At 39.0% G+C, this 16,816-nt stretch carries 20 protein-coding genes and 1 riboswitch; of the genes, 11 read left to right on the plus strand and 9 right to left on the minus strand.

Features of this window, described 5'->3' with window-relative positions; genetic code table 11:
* On the plus strand, nt 1-842 hold an 842-nt coding region (locus tag V7654_RS15785), incomplete at its 5' end, for an alpha/beta hydrolase (RefSeq protein WP_335431536.1).
* A 24-nt stretch (nt 843-866) separates the two neighbouring features.
* On the opposite strand, the gene V7654_RS15790 is transcribed toward V7654_RS15785, so the two are convergent.
* From V7654_RS15790 to V7654_RS15800, 3 genes are all read right to left on the minus strand, one after another.
* Nucleotides 867-1,337, minus strand: coding sequence for a hotdog fold thioesterase (locus V7654_RS15790; RefSeq protein ID WP_335431538.1), 471 nt, complete (start codon nt 1,335-1,337; stop codon nt 867-869).
* Between the two features lie 131 nt (nt 1,338-1,468).
* Nucleotides 1,469-1,831 (minus strand): cyclic-phosphate processing receiver domain-containing protein, encoded by a 363-nt coding sequence (locus tag V7654_RS15795; RefSeq protein ID WP_335431540.1) that lies wholly within the window; start codon nt 1,829-1,831, stop codon nt 1,469-1,471.
* 254 nt (nt 1,832-2,085) lie between these two features.
* Nucleotides 2,086-3,426 carry an FAD-dependent oxidoreductase gene (locus V7654_RS15800; RefSeq protein ID WP_335431541.1) on the minus strand — a complete coding sequence of 447 codons (1,341 nt, stop codon included), beginning with the start codon at nt 3,424-3,426 and terminating at the stop codon, nt 2,086-2,088.
* Between the two features lie 158 nt (nt 3,427-3,584).
* Here V7654_RS15800 and V7654_RS15805 point away from each other — a divergent pair, with 158 nt between their 5' ends.
* The 3 genes from V7654_RS15805 (at nt 3,585) to V7654_RS15815 (ending at nt 6,501) form a co-directional block, all read left to right on the plus strand.
* Nucleotides 3,585-3,932 (plus strand): hypothetical protein, encoded by a 348-nt coding sequence (locus V7654_RS15805; RefSeq protein ID WP_335431542.1) that lies wholly within the window; start codon nt 3,585-3,587, stop codon nt 3,930-3,932.
* A 209-nt stretch (nt 3,933-4,141) separates the two neighbouring features.
* The gene (locus V7654_RS15810) at nt 4,142-5,611 is read left to right on the plus strand and encodes a hypothetical protein (protein WP_335431544.1); all 1,470 of its coding nucleotides are present in this window, start codon (nt 4,142-4,144) and stop codon (nt 5,609-5,611) included.
* Between the two features lie 287 nt (nt 5,612-5,898).
* Nucleotides 5,899-6,501 (plus strand): methyltransferase, encoded by a 603-nt coding sequence (locus V7654_RS15815; protein WP_335431545.1) that lies wholly within the window; start codon nt 5,899-5,901, stop codon nt 6,499-6,501.
* A 48-nt stretch (nt 6,502-6,549) separates the two neighbouring features.
* Here V7654_RS15815 and V7654_RS15820 read toward each other — a convergent pair whose 3' ends face one another.
* Nucleotides 6,550-7,470, minus strand: coding sequence for an aldo/keto reductase (locus V7654_RS15820; RefSeq protein WP_335431546.1), 921 nt, complete (start codon nt 7,468-7,470; stop codon nt 6,550-6,552).
* 444 nt (nt 7,471-7,914) lie between these two features.
* Here V7654_RS15820 and V7654_RS15825 point away from each other — a divergent pair, with 444 nt between their 5' ends.
* On the plus strand, nt 7,915-8,409 hold the full coding sequence (locus V7654_RS15825) for a PaaI family thioesterase (protein WP_335431548.1): 495 nt from the start codon (nt 7,915-7,917) through the stop codon (nt 8,407-8,409).
* A gap of 80 nt (nt 8,410-8,489) precedes the next feature.
* On the opposite strand, the gene V7654_RS15830 is transcribed toward V7654_RS15825, so the two are convergent.
* Entirely contained in the window at nt 8,490-8,999 is a 510-nt protein-coding gene (locus V7654_RS15830; RefSeq protein ID WP_335431550.1) for a hypothetical protein, read from the minus strand.
* Nucleotides 9,000-9,256: 257 nt separating this feature from the next.
* Between V7654_RS15830 and V7654_RS15835 the strand changes: the two genes are divergently transcribed.
* A complete protein-coding gene (locus V7654_RS15835) occupies nt 9,257-10,024 on the plus strand; it encodes an SDR family oxidoreductase (RefSeq protein ID WP_335431551.1) in 768 nt (255 codons plus the stop codon).
* 36 nt (nt 10,025-10,060) lie between these two features.
* Nucleotides 10,061-10,774, plus strand: a complete 714-nt coding sequence (locus V7654_RS15840; RefSeq protein WP_335431553.1) for a nucleotidyltransferase domain-containing protein — start codon at nt 10,061-10,063, stop codon at nt 10,772-10,774.
* 43 nt (nt 10,775-10,817) lie between these two features.
* Here V7654_RS15840 and V7654_RS15845 read toward each other — a convergent pair whose 3' ends face one another.
* Both V7654_RS15845 and V7654_RS15850 read right to left on the minus strand, forming a co-directional pair.
* Nucleotides 10,818-11,279, minus strand: coding sequence for a hypothetical protein (locus V7654_RS15845; RefSeq protein ID WP_335431555.1), 462 nt, complete (start codon nt 11,277-11,279; stop codon nt 10,818-10,820).
* 13 nt (nt 11,280-11,292) lie between these two features.
* Nucleotides 11,293-11,709 carry a hypothetical protein gene (locus tag V7654_RS15850; protein WP_335431557.1) on the minus strand — a complete coding sequence of 139 codons (417 nt, stop codon included), beginning with the start codon at nt 11,707-11,709 and terminating at the stop codon, nt 11,293-11,295.
* Nucleotides 11,710-11,946: 237 nt separating this feature from the next.
* Nucleotides 11,947-11,989: riboswitch (PreQ1 riboswitch) on the plus strand.
* 23 nt (nt 11,990-12,012) lie between these two features.
* Between V7654_RS15850 and queC the strand changes: the two genes are divergently transcribed.
* From queC to V7654_RS15870, 4 genes are read left to right on the plus strand one after another with little or no spacing between them, the layout of a single operon-like run.
* Nucleotides 12,013-12,699, plus strand: a complete 687-nt coding sequence (gene queC, locus V7654_RS15855; RefSeq protein ID WP_335431570.1) for a 7-cyano-7-deazaguanine synthase QueC — start codon at nt 12,013-12,015, stop codon at nt 12,697-12,699.
* A gap of 2 nt (nt 12,700-12,701) precedes the next feature.
* Entirely contained in the window at nt 12,702-13,178 is a 477-nt protein-coding gene (gene queD, locus V7654_RS15860) for a 6-carboxytetrahydropterin synthase QueD (RefSeq protein WP_335431559.1), read from the plus strand.
* Nucleotides 13,171-13,896 (plus strand): 7-carboxy-7-deazaguanine synthase QueE, encoded by a 726-nt coding sequence (gene queE / locus V7654_RS15865; RefSeq protein ID WP_335431561.1) that lies wholly within the window; start codon nt 13,171-13,173, stop codon nt 13,894-13,896. The genes queD and queE overlap by 8 nt, the downstream gene beginning before the upstream one ends.
* Before the next feature lie 19 nt (nt 13,897-13,915).
* Nucleotides 13,916-14,455, plus strand: coding sequence for a VUT family protein (locus V7654_RS15870; protein ID WP_335431562.1), 540 nt, complete (start codon nt 13,916-13,918; stop codon nt 14,453-14,455).
* A 54-nt stretch (nt 14,456-14,509) separates the two neighbouring features.
* Here the strand turns inward: V7654_RS15870 and V7654_RS15875 are convergent, their stop codons facing one another.
* Nucleotides 14,510-15,142 (minus strand): hypothetical protein, encoded by a 633-nt coding sequence (locus tag V7654_RS15875; RefSeq protein WP_335431563.1) that lies wholly within the window; start codon nt 15,140-15,142, stop codon nt 14,510-14,512.
* A gap of 17 nt (nt 15,143-15,159) precedes the next feature.
* On the minus strand, nt 15,160-16,539 hold the full coding sequence (locus V7654_RS15880; protein WP_335431564.1) for a selenium-binding protein SBP56-related protein: 1,380 nt from the start codon (nt 16,537-16,539) through the stop codon (nt 15,160-15,162).
* Between the last annotated feature and the right edge of the window lie 277 nt (nt 16,540-16,816).

The raw sequence follows: 16,816 nt of genomic DNA on the forward strand, positions 1-16,816 counted from the left end.
AGCGAAGCGCCTGGAACGAAAATCAACAGCCTTATTTAACAGAGCCAAAGATAAAAGAAATTAGGAGGTACTCCATGTTTGAGCATTTCGAAGTAAATATTTCTACATTGGATAGAAACAGAATGGTAAGGGTTTACTTGCCTAAGCAATACAATGAAAATAAAGAAAAGAGCTATCCGGTGCTTTATATGCATGATGGCCAAAATCTTTATAAAGACGAAGATGCAGGTTATGGAATGTCTTGGGGCATTTCAGACTATCTTGATAAAAGTGATTTAGAAATCATTGTTGTCGGTATTGATTGTAATGATGGTTATAAAAGGCTTGATGAATATTCTCCTTGGTCAAGCTCGGAAATGAGGAAAATCTTTGCACCTGAACTAGATGGAATTGGCGGAGAAGGGCAGAAGTATGTCGAATATATCGTCAATGAGCTGAAACCCTTCATTGACGATAAATATAGGACAATTCCTGATGAATCCTCGATGGCCGGCAGCTCAATGGGTGGCTTGATTTCTACATACGCGGCATGCAATTATCCAAATATATTTAAAAGAGTAGCATCAGTTTCTTCAGCTTACTGGTTCACTCAGGAGGAAATTGAACTACTGATAAAGGATAGTAATCTTTCAGCCATTGAAAAATTTTATCTTGATGTCGGTACAAATGAATCATCAGGCACAATCGATAGCAGGCGGTATATTGAATCAAGTGAATCCGTTTATTCCTTGCTGAAAGGGAAAGTCAAGGATTGTAAATTTGTCATTGCCGAAGGTGCTGTCCATAATGAACTGGCCTGGCGCGAACGAGTTCCCGCTATTTTTAATTACTTATACAAATAAGCATACAAAAAAGGACTAATTTCTTCATTGGTCCTTTTTGCTATTTCCATTTTCTATTGGCACAAAATAACTTTCCTTGCGGTAGGCGACTGCCTCCATCGTTGCGATTAATTCTCCATTACATTCAACACGGATTTTGTACCAGGCAGTTCGGTAGTTCTTTTTTTCTTCTGTGGCCGAGGCGGTAACCACCGAGCCTAATTTGCCTGCTGCCATATAATTAACTGTAGTTGTGAGTCCTACAGAGATTCTTCCGTAAGAGTTACAGGCAGCCTGAAACACAAAATCAGCCAGGGCAAAGGTAACAGCTCCATGAAGTGTTCCATGCATATTAAGCATATTGTCCATCACTGCCATTTCTGCCACTGCTGAACCCTCACCAAGTTCCACAAGCTTAATGCCCAGTGATCTGGCGTATGAATCTTCCTGCAGCATTTTTATAATTTCCTTCTTGTATTCATGATGAATTTCATTTTCATTCACCCTATTTTTCATCTTTAGCCCTCCACGGTTTTTGTATAAATTCGATAACAGGAAGGCTGAATCCTTTAAAAACAATATAGAAACTTAATGAAAGTATCCAAGGGAGCGCAAAAGGGACCGAGGGGGTAATCTTAAATTTATTATTATTTATAGTTTAAAAGCATTCGTGAAGTAAATGAATGGAGGGGCAGCGGCCGTAAAGTAATATTTATGGAATGGGGCATATCAGATTGATGCTGAGCATTTTTAAACCAATTGTACATTGCTTTTCCACCAACCGAATTGGCTGAATGAATGGTAATGCGATTTGCATAGAGCTTTTCATCAACCATGATTTTAACTAGCAATAAACCATTTCTGCTCGGGCTAACCAAATCGTGATCCAAAGAAAGGTGTTCGATTTCAAAATTCTTCAACAGGGACAGACATTCATCTATTGTTTCTGCCAATACGTATCCTTCTGGCGGTTTACGATAATCATCCAGGAAAACATTAATCTTTTCCATTCTTGATCTCCTTCCCTAAATAGGGGGTGACTAAGAAAAGTCTTTAAACCCTAGATTCATGTGTTCTCTTAAGCCTAACACACTTTTAGACAGAAATGGACAATATCTACTTGGGAAAAAATTCATTTTTTTACTTTATTCCCCTTAACCCCTTAATATTCTTATTGGATTATTTGTAGGTAGTAGCAATTAATGATTAATATTCAACAGACATCGCCCAATAGGCAACGGTGTCTGTCTTGAAAAGAAGTTCCTTAAACTTTTTTATTCAGAAAAGGAAATACAGCGTTAAGAATTGCAGGTTTAAATAAACTGACAGGATGAGCCTTTAAGTGGAGGACATTCATGAACTGTCTATATACTTTTTCATTATGTGAACATGCCAGGACGACATTTTTAACATACATTTGGAGTATGGAAAGTCCGAATGGTTTTTTACCAGATGTATGTTGGAACCTAAAATCTTCAGTCAAGGCAATCAGCCATGGGATATCAATGATCTTGCTGATTTTACGATGAAAATCTTTCGTTAATTTTTCCTTTGTCTTTGATGACTTGAGCATCTTTCTCAAAACTTCTGCTTCCATGGCTGCGATGCTCATGCCTTGCGCAAAGACAGGATCAATCCTGCAAAAAGAATCTCCCATCACAAGCAAACCAGCTGGGAATTGCTTCAATTTGTCATAATGGAACCTGCGTAAAGCTGGGAAACGATACATCTGAATACCTGTTTCAGGAACAGCGGTTATTATTGCTTCATATAAATCAGGCTGATCAAGATTTTTAGCGTACTGCAAAAATGATGAATGGTCACTAGGCAGATGTTCAACTCCATAGCCTAACAGGGTAACTAAATGGCGATCCCCTTCAATTGGTGAAATAGTACCGCCTCTGCTCTGCTTTGGAGGATTCGGATAAACGAGAAGGCTATGCCAGTTAGAAGTTCCTGCCGCAAGCTTCTCGAAAATCATGCTTGCGTAAAATAAATCAACCTTTACTTCTGTTTTCTTTGGCTTTTTGAAGCCCAATTCTTCCAGCCATTTGGACGTTAACGAAGCAGCACCTGATGCATCTACGACTAAATCACCTGCAAGATCCATTTGCCTGCCATCATGTTTTTCTGCGGTTACACCACTAATTTCCTTTTTTTCATTTAGAAAAAGCTTGTTTACTTTACAGCCATAACGGAAATCAATGTTAGGAATTTTCTCCATCCTTTTCTGTATATTCCATTCGAGAAAGGGGCGGCTTTGCTGGATAATCGACAAGCCTGAGTTAAACCTGTTTTTCTGGCATCCATGATGAAACCAAACTAAATCTCGCGAAAAATCAGAGAAAGTTGATCCTGCCATGACCATTTCAGCAATAATCCCCGGAAATAATTCTTCAATGATTTCTTCTCCGCTTTTTAGCAAAACATGCCCTTGTGAACCTTGTGGCACTCCTTTGCGTATGGCGATGCTATCGTTTTTTTGATCTTTTTCTAATACAATCACTTCTTCAAAAAAATCAGATAGTACCCGAGCTGATAGCTTACCAGCAATGCTTCCACCAATGACGATGGCTCTTTTGCCTACTAATCTGTTTAACGACATCCTTATACCCCCGTACAAATCTCTGTAAAATAGCTTTTTAATAGGCTTATATTGATTTATCCTTCGTACAGATAAATATAATGTTTATAGTAATGTAAATACACAACACGGATAATTTTACCTAATGGGGTGGGGAAATGAAAGACCTTTAGGCATATATGAAAGAATATCAGAAAGAAATGGGCTGGGAAATCAATGAAGAAAACTATTTAAAAACCAGGGAATCACTATTGAATAATTACATGCTGCGAACAACAGAGGTAGCAGAGGAGTTAAGAAAGGTATTTAACCTGACTCAACAAGGCGTCATGAATGGTATGGAGCAGGAGGAGGCATTTTTGCGGGCAAAAGAAAGCGCAAAAGAGAATATCGGCAAAGAGCTAGCAGATTGCATGACCTATTTGATGAAGTTTTATAATTACTTTGACATCGATTTAGAGGTAAGCTTTTATGAAAAGATGGCAGAAGTGAAAAAACAGAAGTTTGACGTGAAGGTTGATGCTTAGGCGATTCCATTCCATTGATGTCAAATAATTATTATCTTCATGTAGAACTTGATTGAATAAATGTGAGAGATTTAAATAAAAGCTTTTACGGTGTATGATATTAAATTACAGTTTATTTGCAGCTTATCTAGTGATCATGGGTGAAGGATTCATTTTGGTATTTATGGGTATTTCTAATATTATTATCTTATATTGAAAGGTAAAAAAATATGGAACCCATTATCATAAATAATAAACAAGTAAATCAGGCTATGTTTCAATTTGTATTCCCTTTTCAAATAAAAAAAGGACAGGAATCAAAATTAATCAATATATTAAAAACACAAGAATTTGAACATTTTAGACTTGACCAGCTTGAAAATGAAAACAAATATTATGGCAATTATCGAGTCTCGCACCTGGAATTAGAGCAATACTATCTTCCTTTTACTAATAAAATCCTATTTCCACATACAGAGGATGAAAAGGGATTTCAAAGATTTTCAAAAATTTTTTCGCGTTTATACAATTTAATTTCATGTGATATACAAATACCTTTCTTCATACACTCAATTGATATTACTGTTTGTCCCTATCACCTTGGTCTATTAACCATTCGAACTGAGATACCTGGAAACATAGAACTTTCTGAAGCAATAGAATTTGCATCTCGTTTTCGAATATTAGACAAGAAAACAACAAAAAAGGAAACGAAAGTTTTTATCGACCATACAGAATCAAGTTTTAATGATGTTGAAACCTTCATCTTTGATTATTTATGCCCGGATTTAAAACAATTCTTCAATCGTCAAAATAAAAACGATGCATATTTCGAAGCTCTCCCCTTTTTTGAAGACGAAAAGATGTATGTACAATCGCTTATCCGTGTTGAATCAGATGGAAAATTTGATTCTATAGATGCTTACCGCATTGTAAACTTAGATGGCTTAAACTTGAAGGGTGAATCATTTGTCAGTTCAAATAACTTTAACTTTATAGAGCGATTTATCCAAGATAACTCTTATGACAGATGGGCTCCCAATACTTTGTACGTTATGCAAGAGCATTGTTTCAGTTGTATTACGAACGAAAATGAAGAGGTATTTTCGCAATTAGCCAGTCAATATTATGGAAAATATTATTATGCTTTTATCCTGAACATGTTTCATAAGAATGTACTATTAAAGCTTGCAAATGATTATTCCGAAATCGATGTTGAAAAGGATAATGATAAAATAGAAAAACTGATTCACTCGATTAATTCATTTACAGCAAACTATTTCTTTTTGGAGCTTGCAGCCCAATCACAAAGCAGGCAGATTTTCGTCCAACTTCGGAAAATGTTTCTCATTGAAAATTTATACCAGGATGCCAGGGATACATTGATGACTCTATATAAATACGACGAAAAATTCTCTGAACAAAAAAGTAACTTTTTATTACTGATCCTAACTCTATACACAGTGGTAGGCGGCATATATGGAATGAATCAGGTAATAGAGGATTTAAAAGGAGATATTGATTGGAGCAAAATGTTATCATATTCACTCTTTGAATATATGGCGCTCTTTATAACAATCAGCGGATTAATCACTGCTATTTATTTAGCAGTCCACAATTTTATAAAATGGCGTCATGATAAAAGAAAACGAGAAAAATGGTCCGCAGAGACATCGATTTATCAAAAAAAGATTAAGTAATTTAGTGCCATGGCTTCTTTTTCATATCTGGATAATGTCTCATTGATATCGGGCAGAAGGAAGCGGTGGTTCTTACATCTATCCGTATTAACCAGATTGAATAAAAAGTCGTCACTGTACTTGCTGATTCCATGTGAAGTTTACATTTCTTCCTCATGAAAGGGACGAGTTCGACAGTTATGTCATTTTAAAATGAATTAATATCTCTTGATTAATTCATTTTTGGTATAGTCTTACCTAAGAACATAGAAATTCACCGGCTGCAAAACCTGAATGGAGTTATTGAAATGAAAGAACACCTTTATGATAAAATGCTTAACATCAGAACTGCCGGAAACCAGGCAGGGTTTCATAAGTCATTACATTACCATAGGTATGAGCCAACTCCTTACTCTGCATTGGAGTCATTTTTCAAGGAATATAACCTTAATGCTAAGGATACGATTGTAGACTTTGGATGCGGAAAGGGAAGGTTAAATTTCTTTCTTAATTACCTTTTCAACTCCAATGTAATTGGAATTGAAATGAACGAGGCATTTTATATTGAAGCTATCGAAAATAAAGATCGCTATTTGAAGAATTATAATAGTAGGGCAGAAAAAATTGAATTCGTTTGCTGCCTGGCTGAGGAGTATAAAATCGGTCCGACGGAAAATTGCTTTTATTTCTTCAATCCATTTTCGGTACAAATTTTTATAAGTGTGATCAATAATATCTTGCTTTCAGTCGAGGAAAACAGCAGGGAAGTGGATATTATATTATACTACCCATCTGAGGATTACATTTACTATCTGGAATCTCAGAGTCCTTTTACGATGGTAAAAGAATTTAATCTGCCTGACCATAATCCAAATGAGCGTTTTTTGGTATACCGCTTGTCTTTTAACTGAAGGAAAAATAATCACTAGCCCCAGTATTTGTTGCTGAGGCTAGGTTTGTTATTGCCTTGAATTTTGAGGATGGTCATCTTTTGCCAGTTCGGCTGCTTTGGCATTTAATTCAACCTGCTCGGGAGATTTACAGCCTGGAATCACGGCTGTTACGGAAGAATGATTCAAGCACCAAGCTAACGCCCAGGAAGCCATCGGTATATCTTGAGGTACTTCAGTCCGGCTTATTTCTTCAACTTGCTTTAAAAGACTCGCTGTTTCTTCAAAATCATGCTTTGAACGAACGTCGTCACGTCTAAAAACTGCACCAGGCTTGTACTTGCCGCTCAAATAACCGCTTGCAAGCGGGACCCGTGCAATCACTCCAAGATTTTGCCTTTCGCTAGAAGGAAAAATCTTTTCCTCAGGCTTTCGATCGAGCCGATTGTATACAACTTGAATAGCTCCCACATTTACATTTGATGCTTTGTCTGTTTGGTAGCTCTCTTCATTTGACCTGAGGGAGATACCAAGGTGACGTATTTTCCCTGCCTGTATCTGTTTATCAAGCATCGTCCAGAGTTCATCGTTATTAAATTCTTCATCACTACAAGAATGTGCCTGATAAAGATCTATATATTCAGTTTTTAAGGAATTCAATGAAGCGTCCAGCTGCGAGAGTACATCGCTTGCACTCCAATGTCTTGTCCGCTCAAAATTATTGTGAAAATGGTGACCAAATTTTGTAGCCACAATCCAATCTTCACGCTTGCTCCGGCTAAGATAGTCTCCAATAAGTGATTCAGATAGGTGATCTCCATAGCACTCGGCAGTATCAATGAAATTGATTCCGGTTTCGCTGCCTTTATTTAAAATTGCATCGACCTCATATTGAGTAAATTCCTTACCCCATTCACCACCATATTGCCACGTACCAATCCCAACGACCGATATTTCCAGATCCGTTTTTCCTAACCGTCTGTACTTCATCCTATCACCTCGTAAAGTATATAGATCAATCATAACACGGGTTCATTTTTTGCTGAAATTTTACGCAGCATACATTTCTTAGTTCATTTTATTACCAGGCAATGCAAGGCATAGTTTGTACCATTCCCGATAATGGACGAAGCGAAGCATTATATAATGATAGGGCGGAACTACATTTAAAAAGAGAGACAAAAAGAAACGAACGAAAATAATATTAATGTAACGGGTCAAAAGAAGGGTGTTAGGAGAGAATGGTTTTGGTTTAGCTGAAAAATGAAACGATTGCTCACCCTTTGTTTCATGAAAATCCAAAATTGAATCTGAAGATACTTTTACATCATCAGTCTTATAATTATTCCTTGTTGAACTTTAATGATTTTAAAGGATTTTGCCATTATAGGAAGAATTATTAAAGAATGTGAGACTGGTAGAGGGGGAATAACTTTGGAAGAGAAAGTGTTGAAAGCAATACAAGATGATTATCCTGAAGACTTCGCATGGTGCTATGGCTGCGGGAGAATGAATGAAAGTGGACATCATTTTCGGACCGGCTGGCTTGAAGACAAAACGATGACAATTTATTATCCAAAACCCGAGCATATGGCATTGCCAGGCTTTGTTTATGGAGGGCTGATTGGGTCTCTCGTAGACTGCCATGGTACTGGCTCAGCGGCACTCGCACTGCACAGGAAGAATGGACATGAGCCTGGGGATTCCGCGGAACCACCTAGATTTGTAACTGCTTCTCTACATGTTGATTTCCTGAAACCGACCCCACATGGTACTGTTTTGAAAGCAATTGGCACTGTACAAGAAATCCACCCTAAGAAATTCAAAGTAGAAACCGTGGTATTTGCAGGAGATACGCTTTGTGCTCGGGGAGAGGTTGTTGCTGTTGTAATGCCCAGCAGTTTTACGGCAAAGGAGCAACAAAGCTAGCACATTGTTGTGATGTTTTGTATTATATAAATCTGAAATAAAAACCCAGAATATAACATTCTGGGTTTTCTAATAAACTGTTATTTTACAGGTTCTAACAAAGAAGTAGGCAAATAACCCTCATCACCTGATTCCTTCATTTTCACCTTCGTACGGCGTATGTCTCTCTCCATGACTTCAACTTCATTATCTTGTTTTATTTCTTTTACCTGATTTTCACTCACGATTTTATCAACGCCATCAACGTCGTTAACCTCAATCAATTTATATAATTCATCATAAGCTTTTGGAGTAAGCGCCAGATAAGCATCCGCTTGGACGGTTGCTGTATCACCTTTTTGAAGAGTATGATCTTTAACTTCTTGCTCGCTTTCTTTATAAGTATCCTTCATATTCTGGATGATCCCCGGTGTTTCCTGTTTTATTTTCTCTGCTGCTTCTTTTGTTTTTTCACCTGTTACTGCAGCTGCATTTTTTGTTTCTTCTTCTATTTGTTTTGCACCTTGCTCTGCTTCATCACTGCTGCAGCCTGACCCGATCAGGATGGTCAAACTGAGGGGAATAGTTAGATAATTTATAGAAAAAGGCATTCAAAATAACCTCCTCGTCGTGTCTGTCTATTTAGTAAGATACCACTGGCTTCTTTATATGAAACATCATCCTTAAGACCTCAAAGAATATGCATCCACATTTTATCCTTTTCGAAGGAATTCATCCAAGCTACTTATCATTTTGTTCAGTTGGGTTTCGGTTCCGTTTTCTCAATCCTCATTTTCATATCGACAAAATATGGTAGTTCTATAATAATTAAGATAACAATCTGTTTTTTTGAAAGGTAGGTAATAGTTTGAGAGAGAATAAAGTCGCAATCGTTACTGGCGCAAGCCGGTTAAAGGGCATTGGAGCTGCAATATGTCGCGAGCTGGCAGTTGCAGGCTTTGATATATTTTTTACTTATTGGACTGAATATGACAAGGAAATGCCATGGGGTATGCTGAATGAAGAGCCACAGGCACTAAAAGATGAGCTTGAAAAAATGGGTGTGAAATCGTTCAGTATGGAATTGGATTTGACCAAGGAGAACTCACCACAAAAGCTCTTTGAATCACTTACTTTAAAGTGGCAATCAGCCGATGTTTTGGTGAACAATGCGGCCTATTCTACCAGCAATGATTTTTCCAATCTGACAACAGCAGAATTGGACCGGCATTATTTAGTCAATATACGTGCGACAACCCTCATGAGCATTGAATTTGCAAGGAGATTTAACAAAAATTCTGGCGGAAGGATTATAAACATGACTTCAGGCCAATTTAGAGGACCCATGCCTGGAGAACTGGCTTATGCCACTACAAAAGGAGCAATCGATGCATTGACTATTACTTTATCGGCGGAATTGGCATCAAGAGGCATTACCGTAAATGCAGTCAATCCAGGCCCAACCGATACAGGATGGATGGATGATGAGACGAAAAAAGCCTTGTTGCAGAGGTTTCCATTTGGGCGTGTAGGAAAAACAGAGGACGCAGCTAAACTGGTTAAATTCCTGGCAAGTGAAGAGGCTGAATGGATTACTGGTCAAATCCTTCATTCCGAAGGTGGATTTTTACGCTAATTAGTTAATTAATTTGGGATTTGAGGGGGAAGAAGCATGGAAACGCAAAGCATACCTGCACCTATCGAGGCTGCAAAGAGATTTATTAAAGATCGTTTTCCATTTTGTGATGCCGCGCTGCTTGCAGGCAGTGTAGTCAGAGGGGAAGCAACACCAACCTCTGATTTAGATATTGTGGTTTTTGATTGTAAAGTGACCTCAGCATACAGGGAGTCATTAAGAGCATTTGGCTGGCCAGTCGAGGTTTTCGTTCATAATTTGCAATCGTATAAATTATTTTTCGAAAGTGACGCTAAAAGGGCAAGACCAAGCTTGCCAAGGATGGTTTCGGAAGGATTGATTCTAAAGAACAGCGAGATATTGTCAGCAATCAGGGAGGAAGCAGCAGCCATAATCGAAAATGGGCCTGAAATGTGGACAGAAAAAGAGATTGAAATGAAGCGCTATTTTATTACAGACACACTCGATGATTTCATTGGCTCAACAAAAAGAGCTGAGGAACTCTTCATCGCAAATGCCTTGGCTGATCTTTTACATGAATTTGTGCTAAGGACAAATAAACATTGGATAGGAAATTCAAAATGGATGTTCAGAGAATTAACTAGATTTGATCCACAATTTGCAGAGTGTTTTGTCCAAGCCTTTGACAATTATTATAAAAAAGGTGAAAAAAGTCAGGTCATCGAACTTGCTTACTCCATTTTAGAACCGTTTGGAGGAAAGTTATTTGAGGGCTTTACCATAAAGTAAAAAAAGCAGCCGAGCTGCTTTTTTGATTAATTTTAAGAGATATTCAAGCCCTAAAAGAAAATAGCAGTAGTAAAGCCGATATACCTTGAACACATATGCTTAACAGCGCAAAGAAAATGATGATTTCCTGTTCTGACAAAATCGTTAAAGGCAGCCCGCAAATAGCGGGATTCATGACAACCGCACCTGCCATTGTTCCCATACTCGACCCAATTCCGCCATTATAAATTCCAGCTATCAATGTTTGGGCATTCACCATCGAACCAAAGAGCCATCCTATTCCTATTCCCAGCAATAAATTGAGCAGACCAGTTATTTCAAAATCCGCAGGAAAAAGCAAATAAAGGTTCAAAGCGGCAACAAGACTTAAAGTGCTGCTGGAAGTCATAACCGAGATATAGCCAGAACTGTCATTTAATAATAGCTTAGATTTACTCATTACGAAATAGAGCCAAACACCAAAGACAATATTGATAAAAGTGGTGGAAATTAAGATGATTTGCATTACAAACCTCCATTTAACCCCTGTAGGCAAAGGCAGCCACTAAGCAAAAGCAGCTTATGATAAATAATTCGATCATCAACAAGAAAAGAATACCCTCAGAGGCAGCTACTCCGATCATCGGAGCCATAATTCCCATCATTAGTCCGTTAATATACCCTGTCAGTAAGGTTTGATAGTCAAAAAGATTTCCAAAGAAGATGCCTGTTAAGCTTCCTATTACCACAGCAAAAAGGGTAGCCTCGAGGAAATACATTGGATAAAGATTGATGAAGATAACCCCGGTTCCAAGTGCCATGCCTCCCCCGGCAACCATGGCAATATTCATTCCAAAATGAAAGCCAATTTGTTTCCTTCGATTGTAAAGGTAAATATACAAAACGTATGCTGATAAAAAATTCAGGGGATAGAATACAACAATCCATTCTGGCATCATAGATCACCTCACGTTCAATGTATGCAGATTGGACCCAATAGTGTTTCAACACTTCTCCATTTTCAATAGCAATATCACTTTTGGCAGAATTTTCTCATACGATAAAAAATTTTTTCAACTGCAACCGTTTTAATATTTTTCCCCTATATTAAAGAATTGTGGAATGAAAAATGCTTCCCATTTATAAAATGTATGATAAAATGAATAAGTTCAAAATCACATAAATCCGTCTTTACGGAAGAGGTTCTAGCTACCCTCTCAAAAAAACTAAGGAGAAACAGTACTGCTGTCTTAGTGGTGCTGTTTTTTTCCGTTCAAAAGGAGATTTTTAGAATGAAAAATGAAAAAGCCGTAGTCGTTTTCAGTGGCGGCCAGGACAGTACTACCTGCCTGTTCTGGGCAAAGGAACAATTTGCAGAAGTAGAGGCCGTGACATTTGATTATAACCAGAGGCACCGGACAGAAATTGAGTGCGCGAAAGAAATTACGAAGGAGCTTGGAATCAAGCACCACATTCTTGATATGAGCCTACTGAATCAACTTGCACCAAATGCACTAACAAGAAGTGACATCGAAGTTAAAGATGGTGAAAACGGAGAATTACCATCTACCTTCGTACCAGGACGTAATTTATTGTTCATGTCCTTTGCTGGGGTCCTCGCAAGCCAAGTAGGTGCTAGACATATAGTGACTGGTGTTTGTGAAACAGATTTTAGCGGATACCCAGATTGCAGAGATATTTTCATAAAATCGTTGAACGTCACATTGAACCTATCAATGGACGAGAATTTTGTCATACACACGCCTTTGATGTGGCTGAATAAAGCGGAGACCTGGAAGCTCGCAGATGAATTGGGTGCTTTTGATTTTGTCCGAACGAAAACCTTGACTTGCTATAATGGCATCATCGCAGACGGATGTGGAGTTTGCCCAGCCTGTCTGCTGAGAAAAAAAGGGCTCGATGAGTTCTTGGAAGGGGCTGTTTAATCATGTTCGGTTTCCGTATTGTAGAGCAGCTTCAAAAAATAGATCAGGATATTAAGAGAGAACAGTTAAAATATCATTCAAAGCGTGTGCTCGTCAGCAAGGAATTCACCTTTGATTCTGCCCATCACCTTCATGCTTATGAAGGGAAGTGCAAGAATCTGCACGGTCATACCTATAAAGTTATTTTTGGGCTGAGCGGCTTTGTCGATGAGCGCGGCCTGATGATTGACTTTGGCGATATTAAAGAAATATGGAAGTCAGAAATTGAAATCTATCTAGATCACAAATACTTAAATGAAACACTTCCTCCGATGAATACTACTGCCGAGAATATGGTCGTATGGATTTATGAAAAAATGACGGAAGCCCTGGAAGAAAGACAGGATCAATATGATGGCGCCAGGGTGGAGTTCGTCCGTCTCTATGAAACTCCTACAAGCTATGCAGAAGCAAGAAGGGAGTGGATGGAGCTTGAGTAAGATTCCAGTTATCGAAATTTTTGGCCCAACCATCCAGGGAGAAGGGATGGTTATTGGACAGAAGACCATGTTCGTCCGAACAGCAGGCTGTGATTATTCGTGCGCATGGTGCGATTCATCTTTTACATGGGATGGGTCGGGAAAAGATTTGATCAATCAGATGACCGCAGAGGAAATCTGGGCTCAATTGCAGTCACTTGGCGGCGATGGCTTTTCATATGTAACGATATCAGGCGGAAATCCAGCTCTCTTAACCAAATTATCTAGTTTTATAGCTTTGTTAAAAGAGAGAAACATAAAAATTTGTCTGGAAACCCAGGGCAGCAGGTGGCAGGATTGGTTTTTACAAATCGATGAGTTGACCCTTTCACCCAAACCGCCGAGTTCAGGGATGATCACAGATTATAAAATTTTGGATAATATCATTGATCGTGTTCAGCACCAGACAGCCCAAAATGTCAGCTTGAAGGTTGTTGTCTTTAATGATGCAGACTATGAGTATGCCAAAACAATCCACATGAGGCACCCAGAAATCCCATTCTTTTTGCAGGTTGGAAATGATGATATCACTACAGCAGAAGATGAGAAGTTAGTTTCAAGCTTACTTGATAAATATGAATGGCTTGTAAATAAAGCAATGCAGGACCACACCCTGAAGAACGTTAGGGTACTTCCTCAATTGCACACGTACATCTGGGGAAACAAAAGAGGAGTTTAGATTAATAGGAGGGAATAAGATGAGAATCTTATTATATTTAATATCGATTGTTACCGCTAATGTTATAACCGCAGCATTTGCGCCACTTCACTTAGGTATATTCATCGTGCCAATGGGAACATTGCTCATTGGTGCTACTTTTATTTTCCGTGACCTTGTCCAGAATATGTATGGCCGTACTAAAACATATCTATTTATCGGTGCAGCCCTTATTCTTTCAGCTATTGTTTCTTTCATCCTGGGAGACACACTTTTAATTGTGTTTGCTTCCGCATTGAGCTTTGCAGTAGCGGAAACGACGGATACTGAAATTTACACAAGGCTTAAGCTGCCAATGAGCTGGAGAGTTTTTTATAGTGGTTTGGTTGGAGGACTACTTGATTCCATGATCTTTGTTATTATTGGCTTAAGTCCGATTGGAGCAAATTTCCTTCCGTGGGAAGCAGTCCCTGCAGCCATTTTAGGACAGGTGATAGTCAAAACTCTCATTCAGGCAATTGGCGCGATGTTGTTGAACCCTATAAGCAATATATTCAATAATAAAGCTGTATCAAATTAAAATGACAAAAGGTGCTGAATAAAAATTCAGCACCTTTTTCTATTACAACTTAAATCAATGAATATGCTCTTGGCCCACACCACCGCCCATAATGAATAAAACAGCCCCTACCGCAATTAAAAGAATAGCCCAGACCAATTCGAAATTGACAAGATACCTCTTAAATTTCGCTATTCCAAACTTGTAGACTAACAGGGCAATAGCAGTCATTGAAGTCATCATAGCAATTTCATGTACGATCCATAAGGGGACAAGGTCATGAATGCTTGCAGCTTCTAGTATAAATGGCGCAAATAACAGGCCGGATCCATGTGTGGAAGAGGCGAGAAATGACCATAGGATCAGTTGGCCATAGCCTACATTTAATCCCCCAGCCCACCTGAAATGCCGATAATAACGAAACAGTCTGTAAATACCATAAATAACGATGATGGAAGCGATTGTTGTGTGGACTGTTCCAGCAGGCAAATGGAATCGAGCAAATGTCTGAGCTGCAAAGACAATCCCGTCTCCTAACACTTGACCTGTGGCAATTGGAATGATTGCATAAAACAATACACGTTTTTGACTCCTATGAATGGCTAAAAATACTGCGAATAACCAGCCCATTGCAGGGTTTATGCCATGGAATGCACCAAGGAGAGCCGCTGCGGCCATCTGGCTTTCATGCGAAAATAAAGCTTCCATTTGTATTCACTCCCGATTCACGGATAGCAAAAAGTATCGGTAGAGCAATCGCCGCCTTCGAGCCTGATTTGATGAGCTCTCATTCCTTCGAACTCAATAAGGAAGTCAGTATCAATTTCCATGCCACCCTCTGGTTTTATGTTCACCTTTACCATAGCTCCCTGGATTCCACCCGGATAAAATTGTTCATCCCACGCCTTATAAAGGGAGTTAGTAAAATACACCCGCTTTCCATCCCGGCTCAATTCCACCATCTGTGGCCCGCCTGTTATTTGCTTACCAGATGGGTGGGGAATTGGTGAGGCTATTCCGCCAATTTTAACGGTATCGACAAGCTTAGGGTTAAATGGGTCACTGACATCATACTGAATTAATTCTCCCGTTCCCCAACAGCTCACATATAAAAATTTGTCATCAAGCGAGAGGACCATGTCAGTTACCAGTGGTGGGACAGCACCAATATCCTTTAGGGCAGGAGGGAGCTGGTCAGGATGGGCGGGCACGGCTGGAATTTCAATGATCTTCCTTGCTTCCCATTTCCCGTTTCCGCGATGCCAGACCCAGATGGAGCTAGCCAGATTCGTCACATCCACTACTACACTTGCAAATCCATATGTCTTGCGCGGATTATGAGCGGGCCTCAATTCAAGGACCATTTGATGCTGGTCGCCAAAATCAATTTCCTGAATATGGCTTCGGGTGCGGCTATCAAAGAAATGTATGCTATGACCATATTTCCTTTTCATTAAAGCATCCAAGTTCAATCCGTTTTCAAATAAATCTGGTGTTGCCCAACCACTAGATACTGTCACATCATGAGCAATATGCCACCAGAAATCATATGCATAGTGCTGTGGACCTCGATCCATTTCCCAGGCACCCAATACATTAAAATTGAAATGATCAAGCAAAAGTATGCCTCCAGGTCCGCCATCACCTTCGGCTGCACCGAGGGCACTTATAAAAATACCTTCTGGACCACAGTGAACAGTGTGAAGGCGGCTGTAGCCAGTTCGTTTTTTAATCTCTTCAGGCTCAATCGTTTTGATGATTCTTGGTTTGCGAGGATCAGGCTTTGTATCAGCGATATATATACGTGAAGAACGTATGCCGGGAAGTACTAAGTACCTCCTTTCCAGCTGGGGATGAAAGGCAGTTGGGCAAAGTGCAGAACTGCAGGCATTCCAGCCAAAATGGTGAAGCTCATCATCCCCAGCACCCGATAAACCAAGTTTATAAATTAGTTTTCCGTATGAAGGGGAGGCGGGATCAAGATCAACAACACCAATGGCGTCTGGATCTAACAAGGCTACATAAGCTAAGTTTTCGGGTGGTGCATCCATAGCTGAGCGGGGAGAAGGATAAAATGAAGGATCAGTACCAAATAATTTCGTCACAGATGAATCATCCTTTCTTGTTGGCAGTAAAGGAGAACACTATAATTTATTTGAAATCCTATGGTTTTAGTCGCCTTTTTTTTTGTGACAGCCTGTTTTTCTTATAAAAAATGACTAGTTCTAGATATTTTTTGCTTTTAATCCCTTAATGTAATTCAACAAATATTTTTATAATACTAAGAAAAGATGCCTCGAAAAGTTTGATAAGTACCCGATTAAAACTTCATCCTCAAACCAACAATCGGTGCGAAAACTGCCTATAAGAAAAGCGCAAGCG

The organism is Bacillus sp. JJ1609, assembly GCF_036967045.1.
Classification (GTDB): Bacteria; Bacillota; Bacilli; order Bacillales; family Cytobacillaceae; genus Mesobacillus.